Annotated in this window: 21 protein-coding genes and 7 pseudogenes; 13 read left to right on the forward strand and 15 right to left on the reverse strand. The window is 58.8% G+C overall.

The features are described from left to right. Positions 1-209 (forward strand): annotated as a pseudogene (locus tag AC3WWH_RS27425) (hypothetical protein); the annotation flags it as partial. Positions 210-824: 615 nt separating this feature from the next. Here AC3WWH_RS27425 and AC3WWH_RS27430 read toward each other — a convergent pair. The 7 genes and pseudogenes from AC3WWH_RS27430 to AC3WWH_RS27460 all read right to left on the reverse strand — a co-directional run bounded on the left by AC3WWH_RS27430 (position 825) and on the right by AC3WWH_RS27460 (position 6,711). Then, the gene (locus AC3WWH_RS27430; RefSeq protein WP_058325136.1) at positions 825-1,127 is read right to left on the reverse strand and encodes a DUF982 domain-containing protein; all 303 of its coding nucleotides are present in this window, start codon (positions 1,125-1,127) and stop codon (positions 825-827) included. A 767-nt stretch (positions 1,128-1,894) separates the two neighbouring features. Beyond that, positions 1,895-2,334 (reverse strand): annotated as a pseudogene (locus AC3WWH_RS27435) (IS66 family transposase); the annotation flags it as partial. A gap of 60 nt (positions 2,335-2,394) precedes the next feature. Next, on the reverse strand, positions 2,395-3,408 hold the full coding sequence (locus tag AC3WWH_RS27440; protein WP_113399496.1) for a methyltransferase: 1,014 nt from the start codon (positions 3,406-3,408) through the stop codon (positions 2,395-2,397). Between the two features lie 183 nt (positions 3,409-3,591). Next, positions 3,592-3,866, reverse strand: a pseudogene (locus AC3WWH_RS27445) (SAM-dependent methyltransferase); the annotation flags it as partial. Positions 3,867-3,906: 40 nt separating this feature from the next. Then, positions 3,907-4,203 carry a DUF1059 domain-containing protein gene (locus tag AC3WWH_RS27450; RefSeq protein ID WP_492377333.1) on the reverse strand — a complete coding sequence of 99 codons (297 nt, stop codon included), beginning with the start codon at positions 4,201-4,203 and terminating at the stop codon, positions 3,907-3,909. Positions 4,204-4,840: 637 nt separating this feature from the next. After that, positions 4,841-5,221 carry a hypothetical protein gene (locus tag AC3WWH_RS27455; protein WP_058322656.1) on the reverse strand — a complete coding sequence of 127 codons (381 nt, stop codon included), beginning with the start codon at positions 5,219-5,221 and terminating at the stop codon, positions 4,841-4,843. Between the two features lie 611 nt (positions 5,222-5,832). Next, the gene (locus AC3WWH_RS27460; protein WP_058322655.1) at positions 5,833-6,711 is read right to left on the reverse strand and encodes a LysR family transcriptional regulator; all 879 of its coding nucleotides are present in this window, start codon (positions 6,709-6,711) and stop codon (positions 5,833-5,835) included. A 128-nt stretch (positions 6,712-6,839) separates the two neighbouring features. On the opposite strand from AC3WWH_RS27460, the gene AC3WWH_RS27465 reads away from it, so the two are divergent. The 6 genes and pseudogenes from AC3WWH_RS27465 to AC3WWH_RS27490 all read left to right on the forward strand — a co-directional run bounded on the left by AC3WWH_RS27465 (position 6,840) and on the right by AC3WWH_RS27490 (position 14,441). Beyond that, entirely contained in the window at positions 6,840-8,444 is a 1,605-nt protein-coding gene (locus tag AC3WWH_RS27465) for a GMC family oxidoreductase N-terminal domain-containing protein (protein ID WP_113398382.1), read from the forward strand. 18 nt (positions 8,445-8,462) lie between these two features. Next, complete coding sequence (locus tag AC3WWH_RS27470; protein WP_058322653.1) at positions 8,463-9,671, forward strand: mandelate racemase/muconate lactonizing enzyme family protein; 1,209 nt, start codon at positions 8,463-8,465, stop codon at positions 9,669-9,671. Between the two features lie 27 nt (positions 9,672-9,698). Beyond that, positions 9,699-11,129 (forward strand): aldehyde dehydrogenase family protein, encoded by a 1,431-nt coding sequence (locus AC3WWH_RS27475; protein ID WP_058322652.1) that lies wholly within the window; start codon positions 9,699-9,701, stop codon positions 11,127-11,129. A 95-nt stretch (positions 11,130-11,224) separates the two neighbouring features. Continuing rightward, a complete protein-coding gene (locus AC3WWH_RS27480) occupies positions 11,225-12,544 on the forward strand; it encodes an MFS transporter (RefSeq protein WP_113398381.1) in 1,320 nt (439 codons plus the stop codon). A gap of 95 nt (positions 12,545-12,639) precedes the next feature. After that, the gene (locus AC3WWH_RS27485; protein WP_058322650.1) at positions 12,640-13,539 is read left to right on the forward strand and encodes an NAD(P)-dependent oxidoreductase; all 900 of its coding nucleotides are present in this window, start codon (positions 12,640-12,642) and stop codon (positions 13,537-13,539) included. A 167-nt stretch (positions 13,540-13,706) separates the two neighbouring features. Continuing rightward, positions 13,707-14,441 (forward strand): annotated as a pseudogene (locus AC3WWH_RS27490) (IS6 family transposase). Here AC3WWH_RS27490 and AC3WWH_RS27495 read toward each other — a convergent pair. Further along, on the reverse strand, positions 14,426-15,241 hold the full coding sequence (locus AC3WWH_RS27495; protein WP_113398380.1) for a PDZ domain-containing protein: 816 nt from the start codon (positions 15,239-15,241) through the stop codon (positions 14,426-14,428). The pseudogene AC3WWH_RS27490 and the gene AC3WWH_RS27495 overlap by 16 nt on opposite strands. Positions 15,242-15,614: 373 nt before the next feature. Between AC3WWH_RS27495 and AC3WWH_RS27500 the strand changes: the two genes are divergently transcribed. The 4 genes from AC3WWH_RS27500 to AC3WWH_RS27515 all read left to right on the forward strand — a co-directional run bounded on the left by AC3WWH_RS27500 (position 15,615) and on the right by AC3WWH_RS27515 (position 17,393). Next, positions 15,615-15,950 carry a hypothetical protein gene (locus AC3WWH_RS27500; protein ID WP_492377334.1) on the forward strand — a complete coding sequence of 112 codons (336 nt, stop codon included), beginning with the start codon at positions 15,615-15,617 and terminating at the stop codon, positions 15,948-15,950. A gap of 43 nt (positions 15,951-15,993) precedes the next feature. Further along, positions 15,994-16,272 (forward strand): homocysteine S-methyltransferase family protein, encoded by a 279-nt coding sequence (locus AC3WWH_RS27505; RefSeq protein WP_492377335.1) that lies wholly within the window; start codon positions 15,994-15,996, stop codon positions 16,270-16,272. 328 nt (positions 16,273-16,600) lie between these two features. Beyond that, the gene (locus AC3WWH_RS27510; protein ID WP_113398379.1) at positions 16,601-17,143 is read left to right on the forward strand and encodes an IS3 family transposase; all 543 of its coding nucleotides are present in this window, start codon (positions 16,601-16,603) and stop codon (positions 17,141-17,143) included. 13 nt (positions 17,144-17,156) lie between these two features. Next, a complete protein-coding gene (locus tag AC3WWH_RS27515) occupies positions 17,157-17,393 on the forward strand; it encodes an integrase core domain-containing protein (protein ID WP_492377343.1) in 237 nt (78 codons plus the stop codon). A gap of 841 nt (positions 17,394-18,234) precedes the next feature. Here the strand turns inward: AC3WWH_RS27515 and AC3WWH_RS27520 are convergent. Next, a pseudogene (locus AC3WWH_RS27520) lies at positions 18,235-19,235 on the reverse strand (IS30 family transposase). Positions 19,236-19,536: 301 nt separating this feature from the next. Here AC3WWH_RS27520 and AC3WWH_RS27525 point away from each other — a divergent pair. Both AC3WWH_RS27525 and AC3WWH_RS27530 read left to right on the forward strand, forming a co-directional pair. After that, positions 19,537-19,791, forward strand: coding sequence for a type II toxin-antitoxin system Phd/YefM family antitoxin (locus AC3WWH_RS27525; protein WP_058322648.1), 255 nt, complete (start codon positions 19,537-19,539; stop codon positions 19,789-19,791). After that, the gene (locus AC3WWH_RS27530; protein ID WP_058322647.1) at positions 19,791-20,198 is read left to right on the forward strand and encodes a type II toxin-antitoxin system VapC family toxin; all 408 of its coding nucleotides are present in this window, start codon (positions 19,791-19,793) and stop codon (positions 20,196-20,198) included. The genes AC3WWH_RS27525 and AC3WWH_RS27530 overlap by 1 nt, the downstream gene beginning before the upstream one ends. A 793-nt stretch (positions 20,199-20,991) precedes the next feature. On the opposite strand, the gene AC3WWH_RS27535 is transcribed toward AC3WWH_RS27530, so the two are convergent. The 6 genes and pseudogenes from AC3WWH_RS27535 to AC3WWH_RS27560 form a co-directional block, all read right to left on the reverse strand. Then, positions 20,992-21,273: a hypothetical protein gene (locus AC3WWH_RS27535; RefSeq protein ID WP_063891487.1), complete on the reverse strand. Its 282-nt coding sequence runs from the start codon at positions 21,271-21,273 to the stop codon at positions 20,992-20,994. A gap of 227 nt (positions 21,274-21,500) precedes the next feature. Then, a pseudogene (locus tag AC3WWH_RS27540) lies at positions 21,501-21,725 on the reverse strand (ferritin-like domain-containing protein); the annotation flags it as partial. A gap of 479 nt (positions 21,726-22,204) precedes the next feature. Beyond that, positions 22,205-22,735 (reverse strand): peptidoglycan-binding domain-containing protein, encoded by a 531-nt coding sequence (locus AC3WWH_RS27545; RefSeq protein WP_162752483.1) that lies wholly within the window; start codon positions 22,733-22,735, stop codon positions 22,205-22,207. A gap of 77 nt (positions 22,736-22,812) precedes the next feature. Next, positions 22,813-23,307: pseudogene (locus tag AC3WWH_RS27550) on the reverse strand (caspase family protein); the annotation flags it as partial. Beyond that, positions 23,244-23,435: a hypothetical protein gene (locus tag AC3WWH_RS27555; protein ID WP_162752480.1), complete on the reverse strand. Its 192-nt coding sequence runs from the start codon at positions 23,433-23,435 to the stop codon at positions 23,244-23,246. The gene AC3WWH_RS27555 and the pseudogene AC3WWH_RS27550, both read right to left, overlap by 64 nt. A gap of 225 nt (positions 23,436-23,660) precedes the next feature. Further along, a complete protein-coding gene (locus tag AC3WWH_RS27560) occupies positions 23,661-23,900 on the reverse strand; it encodes a DUF982 domain-containing protein (protein ID WP_058322642.1) in 240 nt (79 codons plus the stop codon). Between the last annotated feature and the right edge of the window lie 115 nt (positions 23,901-24,015).

Raw genomic sequence — 24,015 nt, forward strand, 5'->3', positions numbered from 1 at the left:
GCCCTCCCTTCGTCACACCCCCGCCGCCGAGTCTCATCCTGATTGACGCTGAATCTCACCGTGATTGCCGCCGCGCACACAAGCCAGTTCAGGTGGCGCGCGATGCGCTCCGCTCCTTTGCGCAAAAGAAGGGCATCCTTGTCAAGGCTCCCGCGGTCTTGCCGTGGATGATCAAGGCCAAACCGGGCGGCGGTCGAGTACACCCGTAAACCGGCTTTCGAGAGTGGGGGGCCGCGCTCGCGGCCTCTCTAGTTAGCGCGGTAAGCAGCGCTTGTTGCGTGGTTCTCAAGGTAGGCTGGCGGGCGGCAGTGAGCCTGCCTCCGAATCCGCTTTCCTCCCATGGAAGTCATCGATAGCGCAGGGCATCAACCAGCAGCACGAAGGCAGGCGATGCCACGCGGCGGCTCGGATAGTAGGGGTGATATCCAGGAAACGAGGGACACCAGTCCCTTAGCACCTGGATGAACCGTCCTTTCTTCACGAGCGGACCCAGGTGGTCGCACGGCAGGCAGGTAAGGCCGTGCCCGTCGAGGGCGGCGTCGAAACGACGTAATTTTGCGGAAACTGATCTTCAAGAGCCCGATTGTCTCCGTGATGGGGCAGCCAACCATGAATGACGAGATCTACGCCCCGCACCCTCCGCCCGCACGGTGGCCCAGGGGCCGTAAAGGCGAACATGGGCCTGACATGATCAATCGAAATGCCCGGACATCGCGTCTGGCGGCTCTATCAGAACGCTTTAAGGGTGATGGCGAATTGCTCCGGTGCGCCGGAGCGAATGATCGAAAGGCTGGGGCACTAAGAGGTGCCCCAGCCCAGCCATTCTAGGTAAGCGAGCGTTGACCGCCGGTACCTGTCTTTACCCCAGGCGGTCCATCCACGCCTGTCGACATGCCCGCGTCTCGGCAGGCGTCAATAAACGCTTCGCGCGCGACGGCGACTGGCGTCACTCGGTTTAGAGCACGGCGGCACGTTTGAACCGCCCGATTGTATTTTCTGCCGCGATAGATGGCCCAATCCCCTTCGAGGAAATCGAGCACGTCATTGACAGAAGCGAAGACCTGGGACGCCCCGTCCTTCATGTGAACGGTGACGGGAGTCATCCAAACCAATTCCGGGTTGAGCATGATGTCCTCCTTTCGCATTCAAGCCGGATGAAAAAGAAGTGAAGAAAATATCGGCCCGGACAGAGCGGATTTCAAGACTTCCAAACACCTACCGCACGATCGACGTCGACTGACGATCCGAGCGAACAGATCGCCGCCCCCCTCAACACACCCGGTTCACGGCGTAGGCGCGGGGTATCCTTGCTACCGCCTTAGCAGTTGACGATCTTCGCACAGAAGAACCGGTCGGGAGGAACCCTGACGAAGGAAGAGCCCCCATTGACAAGCACCAAGCCCACGTCCGATCACCAGCCGACGCGACGGCAGCCGTGTGTGTGCGCGCCGAGCGACTGCCGAGCAAACCTACTCGGCCAGCATGGCGAGGTTGGCCGTTGAAATTGGAAACCACCACGAACCGCAGCGATCCAGCCAGCTAGACTAGGCGCGCACGCAGGGAGGGCTCAAGATCTCAAATTTCAGTTTTCTCAAACGTTTGCCCTTCCTGCTGCGATACAACAGGATTTCCCTTGGGATGTCATTTCGCCCCCTACCGGAGCTGCCCCCCTATTGCTGATCCCTTACGGAACGGAGATTCCATCTCACGATTCTGACTATCATATCTGCCTTCAGCCAACAGATGACTCTTCTGAAGCTGTGGGAATGGGGCAGAACGGGAAATATCGCGTTAACTGCTTCTTGGTGCCTCCGGCAGTGTTTGATTGATAATTCTCTCGTCTTTCCGCGCATCGACGCTGAACCAGGTCCGTTTGCAAAGCGGAAAGTGGTGTTTAAGCCTTTGCCGCGACCAGAGCGGCCAGCGGTGGGACGGGCTGACCCTTGATCCCGAGGCGATCGCCGAGATAGTGCCAGAACGACAGGCCGAGCTTGCGACAAGTCTTCATCAGTCCCAGCATGGTGTCGCGCGCCATGCGGCCATCCCGGCTCATCGTGCCGCCGGAGATCTTGCGTTTGGTGAACGAAGCTGCGCAGATCGATCTCCGACGCATTGGTGTGGAGCGCGTTTCTGGTCGTTCCAGCACCTTGAGCGGTTCGTCCTTGCGGCGAAACAGGCGCGCGAGCAGTTTATCGAGATCCTCGTAACCGTGCTGAGCAAGAAGATGCGGTCGAAGCGTCGGTGGGAGGCGGCGGTGAGGCCAGGCAGCGCTCGGTAGAACTGCCAGACGAGATCGCGCACGGTCTCGACCAGACGCCCTTGCCGCGGCGTCGCCGATTCGTGTTGCCACACGTGATTTTGTTACCGCGTGGCCGATCCGGTTGCCGTTTCCGTTCAGTCGGGCTTGAAGCCGATCACCATCGAGTCCGGCCCCAGCAACGGCTCGACGCGTGTGGACACGAAACCGGCTTCGCGCATCCAGGCCTGGCAGTCGGCGCCGGTGTAGTCGAAACCTCCGCGGGTCTCGATCAGCATGTTCAGGCTCATCAGCAGGCCGAAGGCGTTGCTGCGGCGCTCGTCGTCGATGACGGCGTCGTAGACGATCAGCGCTCCGCCGTTGGGCAGCGCGGCGAAGGCCTTTTCCAGCAGCATCCTCTTCTCGGCTAGATCCCAGTCGTGCAGGATATGCCCCATCACGATCACATCTGCATTCGGCATCGGGCCGTTGAAGAAGTTGCCGCTTTGGAAGCGGACGCGGTCAGCGAGGCCCTGCCGGGTGATGAACTCGTCGAATATCGGCTGCACGGCGGGCAGGTCGAAGCCGATGGCCTGGAGATGCGGATGGGCTCGCGCGATCACCACCGGCACCATGCCCTGCGCCGCGCCCACATCGGCGAAGGTCGTGTATTTCGACCAGTCGAACCTGGCGGCGATCGCCTGCGCCGCACCGGCGCTGATCCCGCTCATGGCCTCGAGGAACCCGCGCAGCCGTGCCGGCTTCGCATAGATCGCGGCGAAGAAGTCCTCGCTGTGCTTGGCTTCGTTCTGCGGCTCTCCCGTGTGCAGAGCTTCGGTAAGCGAGCCCCAGAAACCGTAGAGCCGGGCGTTGGCCATTTCGAGGATGCCGCCGATATAGGACGGCTTCGCCTTGTCGAGGAAGAGGTCCGTATCAGGGGCATTGCGATAGCGGCCGTCCTCGCGTTCGAGCAGCTTCAGGGCCACCAGAGTGTCGAGGAAGTCGCGGGCCGAGCGGGGATGCAGTTTCAGCCTGGCCTGCAGGTTCGGCAGGTCGACCGGGCCGGCTGCAAGCTCGGTGAAGACGCCGAGCTCGACCGCGCTGAGCATGGCCTTGGAGGCCCAGAACCCCATGCCGAGCTGCATGATGTTGTCCGGCGTCGTTGCGCCCATCGCTCGTCTCCTCGTGGATCATGTCGTTGGATGACATCTGGGATTGGTGCGGAAATCGAAGCGGTCCGGCGGCGCTGCGAAGCAAAGGACGTTCCGTCTCGTCGAGGACACCCTGCCAGGAAAATAGAGCGTTTCGCGATGGGGTGCAATTAATCAAGAATCACTAAGAGTCCTTAAGCCTCAAGGCAAGCTGCTGTTAGACGCCTCCATGAAAGTGACCGGCATCTCCGAATGCGGGATGCGGTGGGCCATCGCGAGAGGGCTGGGTCAGGTTCGAGGGCGAGAACTTCCTGTGGAGAAGCACGGTAAAAGGTCAGGTTCAGGCCCGACCCGCTGCCCATCTCCAGGAAGCGACCTTCCGCTGCGCCTACCACACGCTCGCGATAGGGAGGCCGACTCTCGTTGCGCATGGAAAGATCGCTGAGCTTTGGCAGGATCACGTCGCTGTAAATGCCCATGCGCGGATCCTCAGAGGTGACGCATTGGTGCGTGCCCGGACTACATCTCGTGAATCAAGTTTTTGATCTGTTGCCGATCCTCCGAAGACCATTTGTCGGGTTCTTCCTGATGAGCGGTCGCCCCGTGGAGCTCAATGTGTTTCCATAGCTCCGCCTCAGTCTCGGCCGTGAACGCCGCCGGACAGGCTTCCATTCCAGGGTAATCCTTGCAGCAATATGAGTAGGCCATTGCTTCACCCTCCTGCGCTGCCATCACAGTAGCACGGGCTGTGTCGACAAAGAACAGAGCCGAATCTTCGATCGCAGCTTTCGAGGTAGGGTCGGGGGGGTGGCGCATTGTAGCCTCCGAAAGGAGTTGGTCGAGCGACCGCTCATCGGCATTCCCGTTCGGATACAAGCGCGATTTTCACCACTAGCACTGGCAGCGTTCGCTAAATCCCGATCGTCTCATCGGTCGACCGGCGCCGAACGAGCGCGCCGCCGGCGGGCGAGCCGCTTATCAATTCCAGTCGGCAAAGGTCGTCACTGGTCGAGTCGCTTTGCGAGCTTGTGGTAAGCCTTCCCGTTGACGGACGAATCAACTCGAACGCGAGCCACGCCGAGTTGAATGCAGACCAGGCCATGCAGGATGAGGTCCGCAACACGGCACGTATCGGCAAAGCGGGCAGGTAAACTGGGATCGGCCGGCCGCAACCTGCGACAGCCACGGGAGAAATAGGCGGCTCGGAACGTAATTTTTGAGAAACAGGGATAGACACTGAGGCTCCGGCGGCTGCTTTTCTCGGCATTATGGCGGGCGAGATTTTGGCCCGCCACTCGCAATACGTCCGATCAATGCTTCAGCGTTTTTGCCGAAGTCCTTCCGCTACTCTTCTTGGCCCGTTCGAAAGCTTTCGCCCTGCAGACTTGGCGTTTGTTCCCGGCCGTAAGTCTTCGGGTCCCGGAAGGCCGGTTAAGAGCGTTATCACGCCGCCTCATGTGTCAGGGGCATGACCGCGCAAGTCATGGAACTGGAATATGGATAGTTGGGGTAGATCGCTGCGCTCACCGGTATTTCCGGCTGGAGAGCGCTTCGCCCGAATCTCCTGGATCTCCGTGGCGAGATGATCGAGGTATTCGAGCGCCTCGTGAGTGGCGATCAAAGACGTCATACTGTCGTCCGTGCCGGCACGTGTCAGATCGTTTCTAGCTTTCTCCACGGAGTCATGGATGAACCGGTTTGGATCATCGCATTGGTCGGCAGCCCACCGCAACAATTCGCATAGCAACCTTTCGTTAACGCGCATTGCCGTAACGGCCTGGCTCAACATGAGGTTAATTTTCTGGACCTTCTCATCTTTGATTCTTCGGGCCATCGGAATTCTTCCTGATTTACTTCTGCGCATGCCTGCTGGCGTTCCAACGTCCAACGGCGAGGCGAATGCATTTGTTCCGCGCCCGAATGCTGCTTAAGCGACGGAGCTGGTGCCCCCTTCTGAACATTCATGGCGGCCACTCATGATTCTGGCGAACGGCAACAATTCGGCTTGCGGGACATGGCGCGAGGCTCTCGACCCTTTGGAGCGCTGACGTGAGTGGCAGCTGAAGCATGGATAGAGATGGCGTACAAAGCCCAATGCAGACCTCACAGCGCCACTGAGAGCCGGTGAGACAGGATGACGGGGCATGGACGGACGCCCTCAGCAGAGGCTCACTACACTTCTGAAGCGTTCTTTGGTTCAAGCCTGTTGCTCGCCTTTTGGCGATCATCGCTATCTGCAAATACAGCGTGGGACATCGGACCAATGAAAACTACCCAAAAGTCCCGGCGATCAACCGGCACCAATGCTCTCCGGCAATACCGTTGAAAAAGCCTTGCCGGTCATCACTGTTCTCACCTCGATACCGATTTGCGACAGAACCCAATCAGGTGCTGATGATGCCTTTCTCTTCGTGAGATCTCGTTGGAGTTTTGCCGTGCCGGCTTTCACAAACTAGTTGTCAGCCAGTCACAGAAAATCTGAACTTCCTCGCAAGGGATAGATTTACCGCTGCGCACTAAGAAATGGGCCAATCGGATCGGAAGTCGATATTCGAATGGAGCAATTAGAATACCCTGCTCGAGATAATGGTCCGCGAAGCGTTTTAGCACCATCACGGAACCAGCCCGAGCGATCGCCGATTGCAGCGCAATAAACGAGGAGTCTACCTTGAACCAATCACCGGTTGTTTGAAGATTCAATCCGTGCTGTTCGGACAATTGACCCCAGTCAGATTCGGACCCCATTATGCTGACAATCCTGCCCGCAGCCAATGCTTGAATGGTCAGTGGCTGCGGGAAGGATGCAGCATAGTCCGGATGGCAAACCGGGATTGCGTATTCATGGCCGAGATGCTGCACGGCGCCATCGTCCCAATCCCCTGTACCATAACGAATATCGATGTCGGCGGGATCATCGTCAAACTTGTCCGCCCAAACAAAAGACGTCAACTGGACTGAAATGTCGGGATGTAACGCGTAGAATTCGGCGATACGCGGCGCAATTACCAGCCCTGCAAACGAGATGGAGGCGCGCACACGCACTGTTCGCATCGTTGAATTTCGAAACAAGCTGTTAGTGGCGGACATCATGTCTGCAAACGATCGCCGAATGGGCTGGGCGTATGCTTTGCCAGTGTCGGTCAGGGCCACACCCCGCGGAAGCCTCACGAACAATTCTGTGCCGAGCTTGCGCTCCAAAAGTCGGATTTGCTGGCTGACTGCTGCAGGGGTCATCCCCAACTCTTCTGCTGCTGCCGAGAAGCTGGCATGTCGAGCCGCCGCTTCGAAACTGTGGAGCCACGTGACATGGGGCAGCCTAGCCATAACTCTACCTACAATGAAAATGATGCCTTTGCTTACGAAAGCATTGTTTGTGTTGTAAGTCTAGGCCTGCGATAGACCTCCCCCACAACCGCGAATGTCCACATGTCAGTTGGGAGGCTGATCCGGCGATGAATGAAGCTCCATTTGACTACATCATCGTAGGCGCTGGATCCGCGGGCTGCGTCTTGGCGAACAAGCTGAGTGAAAACCCTCGTCACAAGGTGTTGCTGATCGAAGCTGGAGGCAGCGACGCGCGATTTTGGATCAAGGTCCCGTTGGGATATGCGAAGACCTTTGCCGATCGGGCCGTGAACTGGGCTTACAAGACCGAGTCCGACCCCGGCCTGAATGGGCGGCAGGCATATTGGCCACGTGGCCGGGTGATCGGGGGGTCAAGCTCAATCAATGCGATGGCCTATTTGCGGGGCTTGCCACATGACTTTGACGATTGGGAACGCGCAGGTGCGACCGGATGGAACTGGGAGGCCGTCCGCAAAACCTATGAAGCGCTAGAATGTCAGGTCGAGGGTGCTATCGAAAAGGGTAGCGGGCCTTTGGTGGTGAGCGACGTCAGTGCGGAGATGCACCCTTTTGTGCAGAACTTCCTGGATGCTGCTGGTGAAATGGGTTGGACGGTCGCTCGCAACCTGAACGGTGAGGATGCCGAAGGCCTCATGCGCATGCGCAGCACGGTTCGCAACGGTCGACGCTGGTCGGCTGCGGACGCATTCCTTCGGCCTGCAATGAAGCGATCAAACCTGCGCGTCACCTCGCGGGCATTCGTCGAAAAGCTCGTCGTTGAAAATGGGCGCGCAGCCGGCGTCCAGTTCCGCTCAGGCGGGGTCCAACATATTGTCGGGGCGAAAAAGGAAGTAATCTTATCCGCGGGCGCCATTAATTCTCCCCAGATTCTTCAATTGTCAGGAATTGGCCCGGCGGCACTGCTGGAGGCGCATGGCATTAAGGTTTTGCATGAACTGCCCGAAGTCGGCAAAGGCCTGCAAGATCATTTGGCCGTTTCACAATACTATCGCGCGACTGAGCCTACATTGAACAATACTTTGGGCACCGGCCTGGGCAGGATGTTGGCCGGGCTCCGCTACATCCTGACGCGCAAGGGACCGCTGAGTATACCTGTAAATCAGATTAGCGGGTACGTCCGCTCATCGCCGGAATCGGAAGTTCCCGATGTGCAGGTGTACTGCAATCCGATGTCTTACATTACACACACTTCAGGCGTGGTGGCCGTGGATCCTGCTCCGGGATTTCTCCTGTGCGTCCAACCCAGCCGCCCAACCAGCCGGGGTCAAGTGACAATTGCCTCGGCCAATCCCGCGGACCCGCCGCTGATCCAGCCCAATTCGCTCGCTACCTCTGAGGATTGCGAAACGGTGATCAAGGCCAGCCGACTTCTTAAAAAATTGGCTCAGACAAAAGCTATCCGCGCAGTGACCGAGGCGCCACTTCAGCCCGACATCTCCACCATGGACGATGCTGCGCTACTGGAGAACTTTCGTAGTCGCGCGGGCACGGTTTTCCATCCAAGTTGCACTTGCCGGATGGGCCAGGATGCGAGCGATTCCGTGTTGGACGCACGCTTGCGTGTTCATGGAATGAAGGGGCTTCGCGTTGTCGATGCGTCGGCCTTTCCCAATGTCACGTCCGGCAACACCAACGGTCCAACCATCATGTTGGCTGCGCGAGCTGCCGAGCTGATTTTACAAGATGCGTGATCGCAAAGGGCCCAGTTCATGAAGCTTGATCGGATAGAGACTTTCGTTGTCGCCAACCCGCCGCCGCGACACGGCGGCCGGTATTTCATCTTCGTCCGCCTGACCACCGCCTGTGGTATCAGCGGGGTTGGCGAAATTTACAACGCCACCTTCGGCCCGGACCTTTGCGCCGCGATGGCCGTCGACATGTTCACCCGCCAGTTCGAAGGCAGCGATCCGCATCATATCGAGCGGATGTGGCGCAGATGCTATGGCGCCGGCTTCACGATGCGCCCCGACGTGACCGTGATGGGCGTCCTGAGTGGCCTCGAAATGGCCTGCTGGGATATCGTAGGCAAGGCCGCCGACCAGCCTGTCTATCAATTGCTTGGCGGCAAGGTTCACGAGCGGCTGCGCAGCTACACCTATCTTTATCCCCCCCATGGTGACGTCTATCCCGATCCGAGCCTTCCCAACGTCTATAACGATCCGGATATCGCAGCCGAAGTCGCCGCTTCCGCCGTTGAAGAGGGCTTCACGGCCGTCAAGTTCGATCCGGCCGGCCCTTATACGATCTATGACGGTCATCAGCCCCGCATGGAAGATTTGTGGCGGTCGGAAGCTTTCTGCAAACGCATCCGGCAAGCCGTCGGCAACAGGGCCGACCTTCTGTTCGGCACCCATGGGCAGTTCACCGTTTCCGGCGCCAAACGCCTGGCACGGCGACTGGAAGCCTACGATCCGCTCTGGTTCGAGGAACCCATCCCGCCGGAAAATCCCGCCGACATGGCCGAGGTGGCACGCTTTACCTCGATCCCCGTCGCAGCAGGAGAGCGGTTGACGACGAAGCACGAATTTGCGCGCCTGCTCGAGGCGGGCGCTGCCTCGATCCTGCAAATGAACCTCGGTCGTGTCGGCGGCATGCTGGAAGCGAAAAAGATCGCCGGGATGGCGGAGACGCGATCGGCGCAGATCGCGCCGCATCTTTACTGCGGGCCGGTTGTGGCGGCCGCCAACATCCAGATCGCGACATGCAGCCCGAATTTCCTGATCCTGGAATCGATCGGCCGCTTCGACGGTCCTTTCATGCGGTTTCTAAACGAGCCGATCGTTTGGGAAAACGGCTTCGTTATTCCGCCCACGGCTCCGGGTCTCGGCGTGACGCTGAACGACGAGGCGATCGCCCAAAGTCCCTATGCGGGGTCCGAACTGCACCTCAACCTAATCACCGAACCGGTCGCGCCCTGACCTGCATCCAAACGGAATGAGAGATCTATGAAGAAGCTGGACAAGTTCTATATTGGCGGCGCCTGGGTCGCGCCCGTATCAGGCACACCGCTTGACATCACAAACCCCGCCAACAGCGAAGTTGTTGGTCAGGTGATTTTAGGCGACAGCCGCGATGTCGACGCAGCAGTGGCAGCGGCAAAGCTTGCGTTCGACACTTTTTCGAAGACAAACAAAGAAGAACGGATTGCTCTGCTGGAGCGGTTGAAAGCGGTATTTTCCTCTCGGGTGGAGGAAGTGGCGCAGGCGATAAGCACGGAAATGGGCGCGCCGATTAGCATGGCGCGAGAACAACAGGCTTTTTGCGGCGTCGAACATATCGAGGCGTTTATCGCCGCACTGAAAGGCCAGGCCGAGCGCGAGATCTTAGCCAATGGTGATACGCTGCTTCGTGAACCAATCGGGGTTTGCGGGCTGATTACTCCATGGAACTGGCCGATCAGCCAAATAGCGCTGAAAGTCGTACCCGCCTTTGCCACGGGGGCGACCTGTGTGCTTAAGCCGTCAGAATATGCGCCCCTGTCAGCGGCGCTGTTCGCGGAGATCGTGCACGAGGCAGGCTATCCGGCGGGCGCGTTCAATCTCGTCTTCGGCGATGGACAAGAGGTGGGCAGTGCGATGTCGCGCCATCGTGATATCGCGATGATGTCATTCACGGGATCCACACGCGCGGGCATCTCGGTTTCAAAGGACGCCGCCGATACGGTCAAGCGAGTAACGCTGGAACTGGGCGGCAAATCCCCGAACTTGGTCTTTGCCGACGCCGATTTGGAAACCCGTGTTGCCGCATCGGTTGCCCATTGTTTCCATAATACGGGACAGTCGTGCAACGCACCCACTCGGATGCTGGTCGAACGAAGCGTCTACGATCGTGTTCTCGAAATTGCAAAAAAGGTTGCTGAGACGCAAATGGTCGACGATCCCGCCAAGCCCGGCGACCATATTGGCCCCTTGTTCAACCAACTGCAGTTCGACCGTGTGCAGACCATGATCAAGATGGGTATCGACGAAGGTGCGCGCCTTTTGGCGGGGGGGACTGGCAAGCCCGAAGGGCTGGAAAAGGGGTGCTTTGTGAAACCCACAGTCTTTGCAGACGTAACCAACGAGATGCGGATTGCGCGCGAAGAAATCTTCGGTCCGGTTCTAGTTATCATTCCCTTCGACACCGAAGCCGAGGCTATCGCCATCGCAAACGACAGCGATTTTGGCCTAGCCGCTTATCTGCAAACCGGGAACGTGGCTCGGGCTGAGCGCGTTGCTGACGCCCTTCGCGCGGGCACCGTGACAGTAAATGGCCAGGCCACGAACTACGGCTCTCCCTTTGGCGGCTACAAGCAATCGGGCAATGGCCGCGAAGGTGGGATCTTCGGGCTCGAGGACTACCAGGAACTCAAGGTTCGTAGCTCCATCCGCGTTTAAGCCTAAGCCCGCCTTGGCGGGCGACCTACTATTTCACCCCATCTCACTAACCGCACGGTTTCACAGCTTCACACTCTTGGGAGGAGTTTAAGGCGATGGCAAAATTCAGTCCGGCCACAGGCATCGGCAATGCGCAACCGCATCAGTCTGGCCTCCGGCGCTATTTTCAGTTTTTCATCCTGCTGCTCGCGGCGGGCTCGATCTATCCGCTGATTTATCTTCGCCAGAACTTCGAAACGACAATTCTCGAAACCTTCCACATCTCCAGTTCCGAACTTGGCACCTATTACTCGATGCTCGGCACGATGTTTCTGCTCACCTATCTGCCAAGCGGCTGGCTGGCGGACCGCGTATCGCCGCGCCTGCTCTTGACCGTCTCGATGATGGCCACCGGCATGCTGGGTCTTTGGTATGCCAGCATTCCAGATAAGTCGGCCTTGTATTGGATATTTCTTGGCTGGGGCATCTCATCCGGCCTGACTTTTTGGGCGGCGCTCCTGAAGGGCGTTAAAATCCTGGCTCGACCCCATGAACAGGGACGATTCTTTGGCGGGCTAGAAGGGATGCGCGGCCTTGTGGAAGCTATCCTGGCTACCGCCGCGGTCGCGCTATTTAGCTACTACGTTGATGGTAAAGGCCGCGCTGCGGCAGAGACCCTGCCATCGGTCATCATGCTTTATGTCTACAACAGCTTCGCAGTAGGGGTCTTGTGTTTCCTGTTTCTGCGTTTGAAGGATGACACCCCGGTCAAGACCGCTGCAAGCAAGAACAATCTTCTGGCTGATCTCAGGTTCCTCCTGGCAGTGCCCGAGCTTTGGCTTATCGCCATTATCATTCTTTGTGGCTACCAGTTGTTTTGGGCGACCTATTCCTTCTCCGCTTTCCTACAGGAAAAATACACGATGACGGCAAGCGCCGCCGCGTTTATGACCGTAGCAAAATTGTGGATGCGCCCCATCGGTGGTCTGGGGGCTGGGTTTCTGGGCGACAAGATCGGCCGGGAAAATGTACTGGCGATCACAATGACATTGAGCATTCTCGGGCTGCTGGCGCTGCTGTTACTGCCATCGACGGCTGGCAGTTTCGTTCTGCTGTTTGTCGTATTGCTGATCGGGGTGATGACCTACGCCACTCGAGGCTTATATTGGTCGATCCTTGAAAGTCGCAATATCCCGAACCGGGTGACAGGGCTCGCCATCGGCGTGATTTCCCTGATCGCATATACACCTGACATTTATCTCCCTAAACTGAATGGGTACCTTGCAGATCACTATACGGGACTCGCAGTTTATCAGCTGTACTTCGGCTTCATCGCCGCGTCGGGTATCTTTGGTCTGATTGCCATAGGTTGTCTCAAGTCTCGGACGAAATTTAGAGCGGCGGCGCAAATACCAACCACGGTGGCCGCGGAATAGTAAGGCTGCGGGCGGAGTAAATTCCGGCTCTGCTAAGTGGCCGTTTCGCCTCCGCTTATGATTTCACCTTTCGGTTTAACAGGGATCGAATGCCAATGATTTATGGCTATATCGGGCTAGGAAATCTCGGAGGGCACCTCGTTGCCAGCCTGCTCAAGGCCGGCTTCAAGGTAGTTGTGCATGATCGCCACAAATATCTTTCAGATCGCCTCGTTGCAGATGGGGCGACCTGGGCGGATTCTCCGGAAGACATGGCGCGGCAGTGCGATGCAGTGATCACCTGCCTACCCTCACCATCTGTTTCCGAGCTGGTTCTTACCCAGTTACTTTCCGGCCTGAGACCCGGATCGACCTGGATTGAGATGTCGACGCTCAGCCGTGATGAAATTCTTCGTCTCGCTGCTGTGGCGGCGAGGCATGGCGTGCGAGCGATGGAGCTGCCGGTGACGGGCGGCGTGCATCTTGCCGCGCACGGAAAGATCACCATGCTTGCCGGCGGCGACAAGGACCTCTTTGACACCCATTTGCCGGCGATCGAAGCCATGGGCAACAAGATTTTCCACATGGGTACGCTTGGCAATGCTGCGATCATTAAGGTGATCACCAACATGCTGGCCTTCATCCACCTCAAGGCATGCAGCGAAGCGCTAATGCTTGCCCGGCGCGGTGGCCTTGATCTCGGTCAGGCCTGGCACGCCATCAAGGCTTCCTCTGGCAACTCCTTCGTCCACGAGACGGAGGGCGCGCTCATTCTCAACGGATCGTACGATGTTGCCTTTAACATTGATCTGGCGCTGAAGGACCTCGGATTTGCCATGGCGTTCGGCCGTGAATTCGGCGTCCCGCTCGACCTTGCGGGTGTCACCCAGCAAACCTACGTTGCCGCCAAGGCGGCGTATGGCGGCAACGCCGAATCGCCCATGATCGCCAAGCTTCTGGAAGACCTGCTCAAGACCGACCTGCGCGCACCGGGCTTTCCGGCCCGGCTGGAGTGATGAACCGCAGCATTGCGACGAGAGCCGAGGGGACGCTGGCGACGATAGCGGCGCTCGCAGAAGGCTGTATGCCGAAACAATCCCCGGATGATGTTGCCTCTGCTTGAGGCGTGGCGCGGGCACCGCCAGGTTAAAGGCATTTGGACTTTGATGTGCGACTACGGGCTATGATGAACCGTGGCCCGCTCTACCGCCGCCATCGTTTACCCGCTGAGAACATTTCCCACGCCGTCTGGTTCTATTTTCACTTCCTCTCAGCCTGAGGATGGTCGTTGCCGGTGTGATCACTGTTTCACATCAGACGGTTCGGTCATGGGCGGAGAAATTCGGGCGGGCCTTTGCCTACGACATCCGCCGTCGTTCGTCTGAGCGGTTCGGCGACAAGTGGCACCTCGACGAGGCTGTTGTTTCGATCCGGGCAAGAAGCACTGGCGGTGGCGCGCCGTCGACCACGAAGGTTTCGTCCTTGAGGTTCTGGTTCAATCGGCCGTAACGCAAAGGCTGCCAGGCGCCTGATGCGCAAGCTGTTGAAGGGCCGCGCGCCGCAGGTGATGATCACCGACAAGTTTGGCTCCTCCGATGCAGCAAAACGAGATGTCATGCCCGGTGTCGAACATCGCTCCCACAAGGGCTTGGACAATTGTGGCTTTTACTTATCGATTGCAAAAGCGTGTTTTAGGCATCGAATAGCGTCCGCCAGACCGAATTCGTCATCCGCGACGCGTCTACTACCTAGGCAAACGCGCCCCAGCGGGCTTCTTCAGAGAAGGGACGCTCCAGTCGCGGCCCATGGTCCAAGGACTCATAATGCAAATGACGCCGTACGCAAGCCCGTGGTCAGCTCCACTGCCTCGTCAGCAAAGACGATGTTAGAGGCACCCCGATCTCACGTCTTCGGATAGTCGCTGACATGCCGGACGATGAGCTCGCGAGGAAATTCCGAACCGCGCTGTATCAGGAAACGCACCTCGTCCCCGAGCGCGTGCTTGCGGATTACGGCCTGAATCTCGTCGGTGGTGCTCACCTCTTGAGCGTCAACCGCGAGGAGCAGTTCTCCGCCTTTTACTCCGGCCCGCGCCAGCTGGCTTCCCGGCTTGGGATTTTGGAGGACGACACCGGGCGACTCGGATTCGGCCGGGGCTGCGTCGCACCATGCGGCGGTCAGTGTTCGGGTGCCCAATGAGACGCAGCCGCAGGCACCGATGCTGCACATGGGGCAGATACATGCACATCCAAGCCCGTCCTGGGCGAGCTGCCAAGCCACAACCCCTGGCAACAGCCGCGCCGTGGATAACGCGGCGTCGGCATGCGCCTTCAGATGTTTCGGCGCAATCGCCCTGAGACGTGGCTCATAGAGCCGTAGCGCCATTTCGTACAGCATCCCATAGCTGAGTGCGCAATGGTGGAACGCCAGACACAGGTCCCGCAATACCTCGGAGAGTGCGGTGGCCTCCCTCGGTGTTGATTGAGAGCTCGTCGTCTCCTCGCTCGGTCCGGCTTCAGCGGAGTCCTTGAGATAGGTGGCAAGCTGATCGCGGTGCGTCTGCACCATCGGCCGGAGGCGCTGAATGGCGGCGAGGGTATCGAGGTGTCCGGAGGACAGTTGCTGCGCTCGCTCAAGCCTTCCTGCCACGTCACCCTCGGACGCGGCGAGTTCCGCCACGGTACGACGGATTACCTGTAGCCTCAGATCGACAGTCATTCTGTGATCCGCCAGTGCCAACCGAACACTTCTGAGCTGAGGTTAGTTGTATAGTCGCGCCACGACAATGGCTCGCTCTCGGAATGTCGGCTTCGGGTCAAAAATTCGGTCGGGCTGACTAGACGTCCGACGGCTTGTTGCTAGGTACCGTCCGTCAGACTTTCACGACTGGCGTTTGTCGACGATCGCTGGTCGCAATCTGCTGAATCTGCCTTTGATCTTGCAATTGGATCGAGGAGCATTGGCTGCGGTCTATCGGTAAGAAGTCCGACGCCCGGTCGTCGGCGGCGTGGAGTACGCCGGCCGCGCCGCGCTACCAAGTTTCGACCGCGCCGCCGGAATTTGCTACAGTGGTCTCGTTGGGGAGGATATCATGGGTATACTTGATCGCCTGCTTTCATCGCGAGACCCATTCATCAGCGACGGAGGCATGGAGACAGACCTGATCTTCCACGAAGGCGCCGAAATGCCGCTGTTCGCCTCCTTCGTCCTGCTCGACAGCCCAGGGGGGCGCGAGATGCTGCGGCGCTACGCGGTTTCGTATTTCGACTTGGCCCAGGTCGCGAGTCGCGACTTTGTGATGGGTACGCCGACATGGCGCGCCAATGGCGGCTGGGGGCCGAAGCTCGGGCTCGACGACGCAGGGATCCGGGACCTCAACCGGCGCGCCGTCGCCTTCGCCTTCGATCTGCGGACCGCCCATCCCTAGCGCGACCATATCCTGATTGAGGGGGTGCTCGGGCCGGCAGGCGATGGCTACGCCCGAGCAGCTTCTGACCCCGACCGAAGCGGCCCGCCTGCACAGCGCCCAGCTGGAGACGTTTGCGGAGGAATGTGTGGACATCGCGTCGGCCTTCACCATCACCCATCCCGGCGAGGCCATCGGCATGGTCAACCGGGCGCGCGACCTTGGCCTGCCTTTCGTTCTTTCATTTACGGTCGAGTCCGACGGGCGGCTGCCGACCGGGCAGGACCTCGATTCCGTGCTCAGCGGGGTCGAAGCCGCGACTGGAGGCTACGCTCGTTATTAAATCAACTGCGCCCATCCCGAGCATTTCGGCGAACAGCTGCCATCGCGCTGGCTCAACCGGATTGGCATGGTCCGGCCAAACGCCTCGCGCCGCAGCCATGCCGAACTGGACGAAGCCACCGAGCGATGACGGCGACTCGCAGGAGTTCGGCGCGCTTTGCGCTGAAATGTGTTCCGGCGTGCAAATTTGGCTCTGACTCATATGTGGAACGGCCCGGTTAGCAAGGCATTTTTTGCGCAATTCACCTTCGGACGGTGCAGTCATATGTCCGGCCTATCAGCGCCATCACCGGCCCGCTGGTATCTCCGTCGCCGAAGGATGCCGGCTAATGGGTATCGCACGCTCGACCTATTATGACAGCCCGGAAAAGCCTGTCGATGATACCGCTATCGTCGAGGCGATGTTTGCCATCTGCGATGAATTTGAATTCTACGGCTACCGTCGCATTGGTGCCGCGCTACGCCAGCAGGGCTTGGTCATCAACCACAAGAAGATCAGACGGTTAATGCGTCAACACGATCTGCATCCGAAGATTCGCCGCAGGTTCGTCGCCACCACCGACAGCAATCATGACGGCCTGATCTTCCCGAACCTGGCGAAGGACATCGTGCCGACCGGCCCCAACCAGCTCTGGGTTTCCGACATCACTTACGTCGCGCTGCCAACCCGCTTCATCTACGTCGCAGTCGTCCTCGATGCCTGGTCCCGGTTGATCGTCGGTTACGCCGTCAGTCGGAGTATCGACGCGCGTCTGACGGTTGCAGCATTGAAGGTTAGAGCGTCGCCGGCCGCCATCGGGCTGCGTACATCATTCCGACCGCGGCTCCCAATACGCAGCTCAGGTGTACCGGGATGCCCTGTCTGGCAGTGATCTCGTCGGTTCAATGGGCCGCAGGGGGAATCCCTATGACAATGCCAAGGCAGAAAGCTTCATGAAGACGCTGAAGGTCGAAGCGGTCTATCCGATGGCCTATGAAACATTCGAAGAGGTGACCGAGCACCTTCCCCACTTCATCGACGAGGTTTACAACACACGCAGACTTCATTCAGCGCTCGGCTATCTGAGCCCGCAGCAGTTCGAGGATCAACACATCCGGCAGACTGGCAAAACAGCGGCCTGATCACTGTCCACCCTCAGGGGCGCACTCCAATAAGGGGTGAATTTTGGACGCTGATTGACACGCAACGACCGATCCCGAAGCCAAGTTCGTGGCCCGCGTCCCAGTATCAAGAGTTCGAGGATTGTGCTTTGTCACGAAAAGTCGGCGCGCGAGGGAGAGACGCTCCGGCGTGGATCATCCGCCCAGCAGGCACAGCCACACTGACGACAATGGGTTAGGGGTTCATTGCTTCCAGGAAAGACTGGTCCATCCAGCCGGATGTGGCGGAATGTTTTGGGCGCAGCGGCGAGCGATGTAAAAACCAACACGGCTATCCGCGTCTGACCGAAGTTCGCATTCCTGTTTTTAGAACGCGACGGGCTAGTTGCAGCCACGATCAATCCGAAAAAACGCCGGGTTCGCGCGCGAGAGACCTTTCGCCGAAGGATGCCAGAGACACGTTGATCGACGCCGCGGACATCATCCGAGCGTTGCGGATCATGCAGGACTGTTAAATGAGCCTCAGGCTATGCGCTTCAGCTCTGACGGAACATTTCGAGCGGGTTCCCGTTTCTGATCTACCGATGATCATTGATGCGGGATCATCGCAGCTCCGATCTCCCTTACCTCGTCGGAGTACATTGGAAGTCTCCCAGCCCCGTTTTCCCGTTTCGGGGCCGTTTTTTACGCCTTATAAGCGATGACTGGAGTTGTCCGCGACGCATAGTTTAGCGCCAGCGGCCTGATGCTCCTTTTCGGCTTCCTGTCGCGAACGTTGTAGCCGCCACCATCATGTGCTGGGTTTGCTTCCGCTTGGGAGATCCTAACTGAAGTGCAACACGCCGGTTTTCAGGGTAGGGGTTCAGCCTCCCTCTTGCAAATGTGCCCGAAACACTTCGGCCGGTGTTCTGTAGTCGAGGCACTTTCTCGGCTGGTCGTTGAGATGGCGAGCAAGCTGGATGAGCTTGCGTTGCGACACGCCTGCAAGGTCGGTATCGCCTGGCATGAAGCGGCGGATGCGCTTGTTGGCGTTCTCCACCGCGCCTTTCTGCCACGGCGCGCTGGGGTCGCAAAACCAGCTGCGCGCGCCGATGCCATCTTCCAAAGCCCTGAATCCGGCGAACTCCGTGCCGCGATCAAAGGTGAAGCTCTGCCGGGCAAAGGCTGGCAAGGGAGAGAACGTTTCGATGATCTTGTCCATGATCGGTCGTGAGTGCCGGCTGGGGTTCTTGATCATGACGGTGTAGCGGCTCTTGCGTTCAACCAAGGACGTGACGTTGGCGTTGCCCAAGTCACGTTGGAAGATCAACAAGTCGCCTTCCCAATGGCCGAACTGCGAACGATCACCAATGAAGTCAGGACGTTGTGATATCCTGCAGGCAGCAGGAAAAGTGCCGTCGCGGGGTTTCCTCGAGCCGCGGGGGCGGCGTTTGCGGCGGCCTTCCGCCAGATGCTGATAGAGCTCCAGCGCCTGATCTTCCTTGCCGTAGATGAAGCGATAGATCGTCTCGGTGCAGACCCGCACGGCGCTCACGCCATCGGCGAGCAGACGACCGGCGATCTGTTCCGGGGACCACAGCGCCTTCAACTGCTCGATCACCAGGTCGCGCAATTGCGGGTGCCGCACCGCTTCCTCAAACGCTGCCGCCGCTCCTTGCGGATCTCGTCAGCAACCGTTGGGAAGTAGCCGCTATAGTCGGGCAGCTCGCGATCGTGGAAGGTGTTGCGCCGGATCTCACGATAGATCGTCGATCGATGACGACCGAGGTCGCGCGCCATTTCTTTGATCGGCAGCTTGCGTTCGACAAAGTGGAAGAGGCGGCGTCGATCGGCCAGATTCAGCTGCGAATAGCGTCGGGACATGCCAAAATCCCCAAGGGGAAACCATTGAAATCATTGGCATGTCGCACTTCAAATTAGAATGTACCCTTTGTGCGTCGGGGATCGCATAATGTATCGTCTGGAAGCGACGGCGTGGGAATTTCGGTAGCCGTCGTTCCATGACGTGAGGAAGATTAGTCGCCCGCGCGGACGGACAATCGAGATCGCCGATCGTGCGGCGTCGCGCGCAGGCCGTCGATCGGCCGCGTGGTACATTGGCACTTTCAATGGCAGATAAATAGGGCTATATAGCTAGACAGTCTAGCGAGTTTGGAGCGAAACTATGGAATGGCAACTGCAGGACGCCAAGAACCAATTCTCGAAGGTGGTGCAGAAGGCGCGCCATGAAGGGCCGCAGATTGTCACGCTGCGCGGTGAGCGCACGGCCGTCGTACTGTCCGCTCATGACTACGACGCTCTGCGCGCCGGCCGGCCAACGCTGGTCGATGATCTGCTTGGCGGTCCCGCTTGGGACGATCAGCTCGCTAATGCGGTGAATGTACGCGTCAAGACGCCAAGCCGCGATGTGGCCTTCTGATGTATCTGGTTGACACCAACATCGTCTCAGAGGCGCGACGCGGCACGCCGCAGGCGGTGTCCTGGCTGCGCTCTGTCGATCCGCTCAGCGTCCACCTAAGTGCGCTCACCCTCGGCGAAATCATGCGCGGCATTGCCCTCAAACAGAAGTCGGATCCGAAGACTGCCGCGCACCTCACCGAATGGCTGCGAAAACTGCGCCACGACCATGGCGACCGCATTTTGCCGATAACTGACCAAATCGCGGTCGAATGGGGCCGCATCGCGGCAATCCGGCCCCGTGGCGATATCGACGGGTTGATCGCCGCGACTGCCATCGTTCACGATCTCATCCTTGTCACACGCAACGTCAAGGATTTCGAAGATACAGATGCCTCCGTAACCAATCCTTGGGAAACGTCGGCGTGAGCCGCCCGGCGCCTGACACCCTTACGAAAGGGATAGTTTTTCGGACCAACTGAACGCCGGGGTTTCGATCCTGCGGTATGGAAGGGCAGTCCGCGCGCGCCGTATGGCGGTTTCGCTCGTCCAAGCCCCTCCGACCAGGAGGTACGCGGAATTGCCAGTATCGACACACTTATTACCACGATCGGAAGGTCGGTTGTAACCTTCTGCTCTTGTAATACTCCAATTGTATAACGTTCCAGTGTGGCAACAACGCCCGTAACAGTGAGGGAAGGCCTAGGGTGCTATGCCACCCAGGGCAGAGGCCAAAGTGCCTTGCGGGAGAAAACTAAAGCGTCGTATTTGCCCGGCAATGAACCCCAGGCCTTTGCGGGAACCTTACGGGACTGATGTCCCATGGAGGAACGTATTCATCGCCCTAGGTTTTATACGCGCTCGATCACTGACCCGCGATCGGGGCACCTCGTGGCCCCACCTGCCGACCCAGTGTCCCCGCGAAGATGGAGCCCGCCGAGGTCTGTTTTGCTCGAAACTTCTCGACCGGTTGCCCATCGGGTGACGGTCACCTCAAGGCCCCGTTATGGGGCCTTTTTCCGATAAGAGGCACGCGTGTTGCGCTGGAGGCGGTATCAAGGAAATTCAGCCATAACTTATGCGTCTGTGAATCGAACGCTCAGAGGAGAGGCCCTGGATTCTTCCCCATTTCGAATTTGGGGCCTTTTGATGTCAGATCGTTTTCCCAGTGCGGCGGTAAGACGAGCAAGGGCAGTGCGCGATCACCCTAAGGAAGCGCCGACTAATGGGTCTCGCCGCCCGGATCGCCCTTCGGGCAACTCACCCGGACTAGAATCCGACCCTCGCCGGCGATGTCCTGCGCCACGCGTCGGATAAATTCGTCGGCGTCGGGCGCGTCGACCAGCCCGTCGATGAGAACGATGTTGCCGAGCATGCTGAAGGAAATGTTTTGGATGTCGAATGGTGCTTCGGCCGCAAGCGCATACTTGATGGAGGCGATGAGCCCCGAAGCATCAGAACCCTCGCCGCCTAGGCTGTCAAATTCGGGTGGGATGAGGATCATCGCCAGAACTCCTTGGTAGAAGTCCAACCCGTCCAGCCAAGCTTTGTTCCAGGCTGGTAGCGATAGGCGACCTTTGCGCGAGCTGATCGGACCTAAGACCTATGAAGCCATGCATTCGTCGGCATCGCAGGCCACTACTGCAGCGAACCCGCTTCTTCGACCACCTCGATCGCTTGATGCGGCCAAGGTGAAATGGTGGTCTGCCGAGCGGGCAATGCTAAAGCCCAGGTACTTTTGATTTTGCCATTCATGCCGCTCGGGTAGAAGCCGCCCTTTTGCTCACCGTCCTTGTCGGTCAGATAAACGATGCGCAGAACCTCCTGCGGGGTGCGGGTAAAGGCGATCGCAGTCGGTGTCGAAGGCACGATGTTGGCTTTGCCATCGACTTGGATAGCCTGATCCTTGTCATCGACTCCGTCGATCTTGTCGCGCGCGTCCGATACGGCGCTCGCAGGTGAACCCGTGACCAAAGCGAACGCGTTGATCGACGAAACAGTGTTTGTCGCGTCCTATGGGGCCTCAAAGAAACCGGTAGTTGCGCGGAGCGTCCTGATTATATGTCGTCGTCTGGACGTTCTGCATGTCGACCGAACCGGTGGTGAAAGCATTAGTACATCGCGAAATCGTCACCTGGCTGGTGTTCGTTTGGTTTTCCCTCGTACCAGGCGGAGAAGTCGAACTTTTCATCGCTCACCCACCGCCAGCCTCCACGTGGCTCCCGTCCGCCGGGAAGCTGATAGAGCCCGATCCAAGGTCCCATCTGTTCTGGATGTTTAAAAGCCGGACGTCGGTGTGGGCGAGCGACGCGATGAACATATTCTCGCCGTGCGATGTAATGGTTGCGAAGCGCGAACCACATTGCTTGGCGACGGCGTCAGCCTCCTGCCAACCGATCCGATCTCGGTTGTATACGATGACATAGAGACGACTATCATAAACACCGTAAAGGATCTCGCGGTCGGGGAGGCTGGCTCGCGACAAGGGGAATGTTCAGCCCGGCAATTGTGACTTCGGTTAGGAAGCCGGTTTCCGGCAGGCCCAGCGCCTTCTGATAGCGTGCGATCTCGCGGCGTGTCTGCTTGCCGAACGAGCCATCGGCGCTGCCGATGTCGTAGCCGAGCTGCGCGAGCGCGACTTGAATTTCTTTGCGCTGTGCTGCGCTGAGTTTAAGCCTATTCTCGGCTTCTGAGGGGGAGAGCCGGCTTGCAGATATGTTGCCCTCGAGATCGAGAAGGGCCTGTCGGGCTTTTTGGGCATGTTCGCCATCCGGATGCTTGGTGAGGAACTGCTTCCAGGCACGGGGCGTCGCAACCCGCTCGGCCTTTGCGAAATCGATCTCCGCGAGGAAGTCGACGTCACTCGATGACGTCGCTCTTTCATTGCCAAAGTAGAACTCCAGCGCGAGCGAGGAGAGAATTTGTGGCGATTGCGTGTCCTGCGTCTCAAGGCGTACCTGGCGAATGACCCGTTTGAACGCCGCTCCAGGCCAGGCTGTGCCAGATGGTCGATCAGTGCTTTGGTGAAGGGGGAGTTGTCATCGGCCCCGTCAGAGGCGAGCTGACCAGGCCCGGCGGCGAAGGCGACCATGGTGCCGGCGCCGCTGGCGTGTATGGGGGCAAGGCCGCGGGTCGCGAGAGCGCGAGATTTGCCCCCGATCTCGGCATTCAGCCGGTCAGCGAGCGGATTGTTGCGGCAGGCGTCGATGAAAATGAGGCCGATCTTGGCGCGTCGTTCGATCGAACCGATGATGTCGGCCAGCGCCAGCGTCTCGCCCGGCACGTCGAACTCGCTGGCCAGCTTCGCCTCAGTGCCCAGCAGGTAGTTGTTTCCCTGCATCTGCATGCCGTGTCCGGCGAAATAGAAGAGGGCGGCATCCTGAGGTTGGATATCGCGCGAGAACGTCGACAGCGCCTCCGCCAGCATCCGTCGGTCGCCATCGAGGATCAGTGTTGACTGGAAACCATTCTTTGTCAGGAAGGCATGGAGGCGGCGGCGTCGCGCACGCCATTGGGGAGGGCCCCGGCGGAAAGATATTTCGAGTTGCCGATGACGAGTGCCAGTTTGCGTCCGGTTTCCTGTGCGGTGGCTGTGGACCAGCCTCCAAGCAGGAGGGCCAGCAGGAAGATGACGGGCCAAGCGCCAAGCGGTGCAATCTTCGACATTTATTCCCCGATCCGTTTCAGAAAAGGACGCATTAGGGTGTTCTGATATTCTCCAGCTGTGAGGGGGGCTGGGATCGCATAATGTATTGAACGGAATTGAACGCGGGTGAGATATCATTGCCGCGGGTTCGAAAACCACGACGAACCCGCGCTCGGAAACCCTGACTGCCAAAGGCCGCGTACGAAAGACTTAAGGGTCGAGCGCAGGCGGGGTGATTGAGATCATCACCTTTGCAACAGGCCGGCTTCCTTCGCTGCGGCTTCGAACACCGCCCTGGCTTCCGCGCTCGAGGCTACTCCATTGGCTGCATCAAGGCAGATCTTGCGAGCGGTTGCGTAACTCTCGCTCTTCGGTTCGGGCCATGATTTGATCAGGAATGCAACCGCCTCTCGGGCATTCCGAATAACGTGAAAACGCTCATCTATCTTCAACTCAACATTTGCATCCCAGATGCTGGCGGCCATCGCGTCCTCCGACGGGCAGGTTTTCCCACAAACGTATATTGGGGAGAACTGTTCCAAGTGGGCACTTCGGGATGCGGCGGCAAGCTCAAGCGGCCATCTTCGGCGGAATAATTGC

This window comes from Ensifer sp. EB106-03-01-XG145 (assembly GCF_058792075.1).

Bases quoted from the DNA above. Each gene is read 5' to 3' on its own strand.
- AC3WWH_RS27455 (WP_058322656.1), bottom strand. From the start codon at position 5,221: ATGGCCCGAAGAATCAAAGATGAGAAGGTCCAGAAAATTAACCTCATG.
- AC3WWH_RS27515 (WP_492377343.1), top strand. From the start codon at position 17,157: ATGGGCCGCAGGGGGAATCCCTATGACAATGCCAAGGCAGAAAGCTTC.
- AC3WWH_RS27440 (WP_113399496.1), bottom strand. From the start codon at position 3,408: ATGGGCGCAACGACGCCGGACAACATCATGCAGCTCGGCATGGGGTTC.
- AC3WWH_RS27560 (WP_058322642.1), bottom strand. From the start codon at position 23,900: ATGGCCGCCAGCATCTGGGATGCAAATGTTGAGTTGAAGATAGATGAG.
- AC3WWH_RS27460 (WP_058322655.1), bottom strand. From the start codon at position 6,711: ATGGCTAGGCTGCCCCATGTCACGTGGCTCCACAGTTTCGAAGCGGCG.
- AC3WWH_RS27450 (WP_492377333.1), bottom strand. From the start codon at position 4,203: ATGCGCCACCCCCCCGACCCTACCTCGAAAGCTGCGATCGAAGATTCG.
- AC3WWH_RS27480 (WP_113398381.1), top strand. From the start codon at position 11,225: ATGGCAAAATTCAGTCCGGCCACAGGCATCGGCAATGCGCAACCGCAT.
- AC3WWH_RS27430 (WP_058325136.1), bottom strand. From the start codon at position 1,127: ATGCTCAACCCGGAATTGGTTTGGATGACTCCCGTCACCGTTCACATG.
- AC3WWH_RS27475 (WP_058322652.1), top strand. From the start codon at position 9,699: ATGAAGAAGCTGGACAAGTTCTATATTGGCGGCGCCTGGGTCGCGCCC.
- AC3WWH_RS27470 (WP_058322653.1), top strand. From the start codon at position 8,463: ATGAAGCTTGATCGGATAGAGACTTTCGTTGTCGCCAACCCGCCGCCG.
- AC3WWH_RS27510 (WP_113398379.1), top strand. From the start codon at position 16,601: ATGGGTATCGCACGCTCGACCTATTATGACAGCCCGGAAAAGCCTGTC.
- AC3WWH_RS27485 (WP_058322650.1), top strand. From the start codon at position 12,640: ATGATTTATGGCTATATCGGGCTAGGAAATCTCGGAGGGCACCTCGTT.
- AC3WWH_RS27495 (WP_113398380.1), bottom strand. From the start codon at position 15,241: ATGACTGTCGATCTGAGGCTACAGGTAATCCGTCGTACCGTGGCGGAA.
- AC3WWH_RS27535 (WP_063891487.1), bottom strand. From the start codon at position 21,273: ATGATCCTCATCCCACCCGAATTTGACAGCCTAGGCGGCGAGGGTTCT.
- AC3WWH_RS27505 (WP_492377335.1), top strand. From the start codon at position 15,994: ATGGCTACGCCCGAGCAGCTTCTGACCCCGACCGAAGCGGCCCGCCTG.
- AC3WWH_RS27530 (WP_058322647.1), top strand. From the start codon at position 19,791: ATGTATCTGGTTGACACCAACATCGTCTCAGAGGCGCGACGCGGCACG.
- AC3WWH_RS27500 (WP_492377334.1), top strand. From the start codon at position 15,615: ATGGGTATACTTGATCGCCTGCTTTCATCGCGAGACCCATTCATCAGC.
- AC3WWH_RS27525 (WP_058322648.1), top strand. From the start codon at position 19,537: ATGGAATGGCAACTGCAGGACGCCAAGAACCAATTCTCGAAGGTGGTG.
- AC3WWH_RS27555 (WP_162752480.1), bottom strand. From the start codon at position 23,435: ATGTCGAAGATTGCACCGCTTGGCGCTTGGCCCGTCATCTTCCTGCTG.
- AC3WWH_RS27465 (WP_113398382.1), top strand. From the start codon at position 6,840: ATGAATGAAGCTCCATTTGACTACATCATCGTAGGCGCTGGATCCGCG.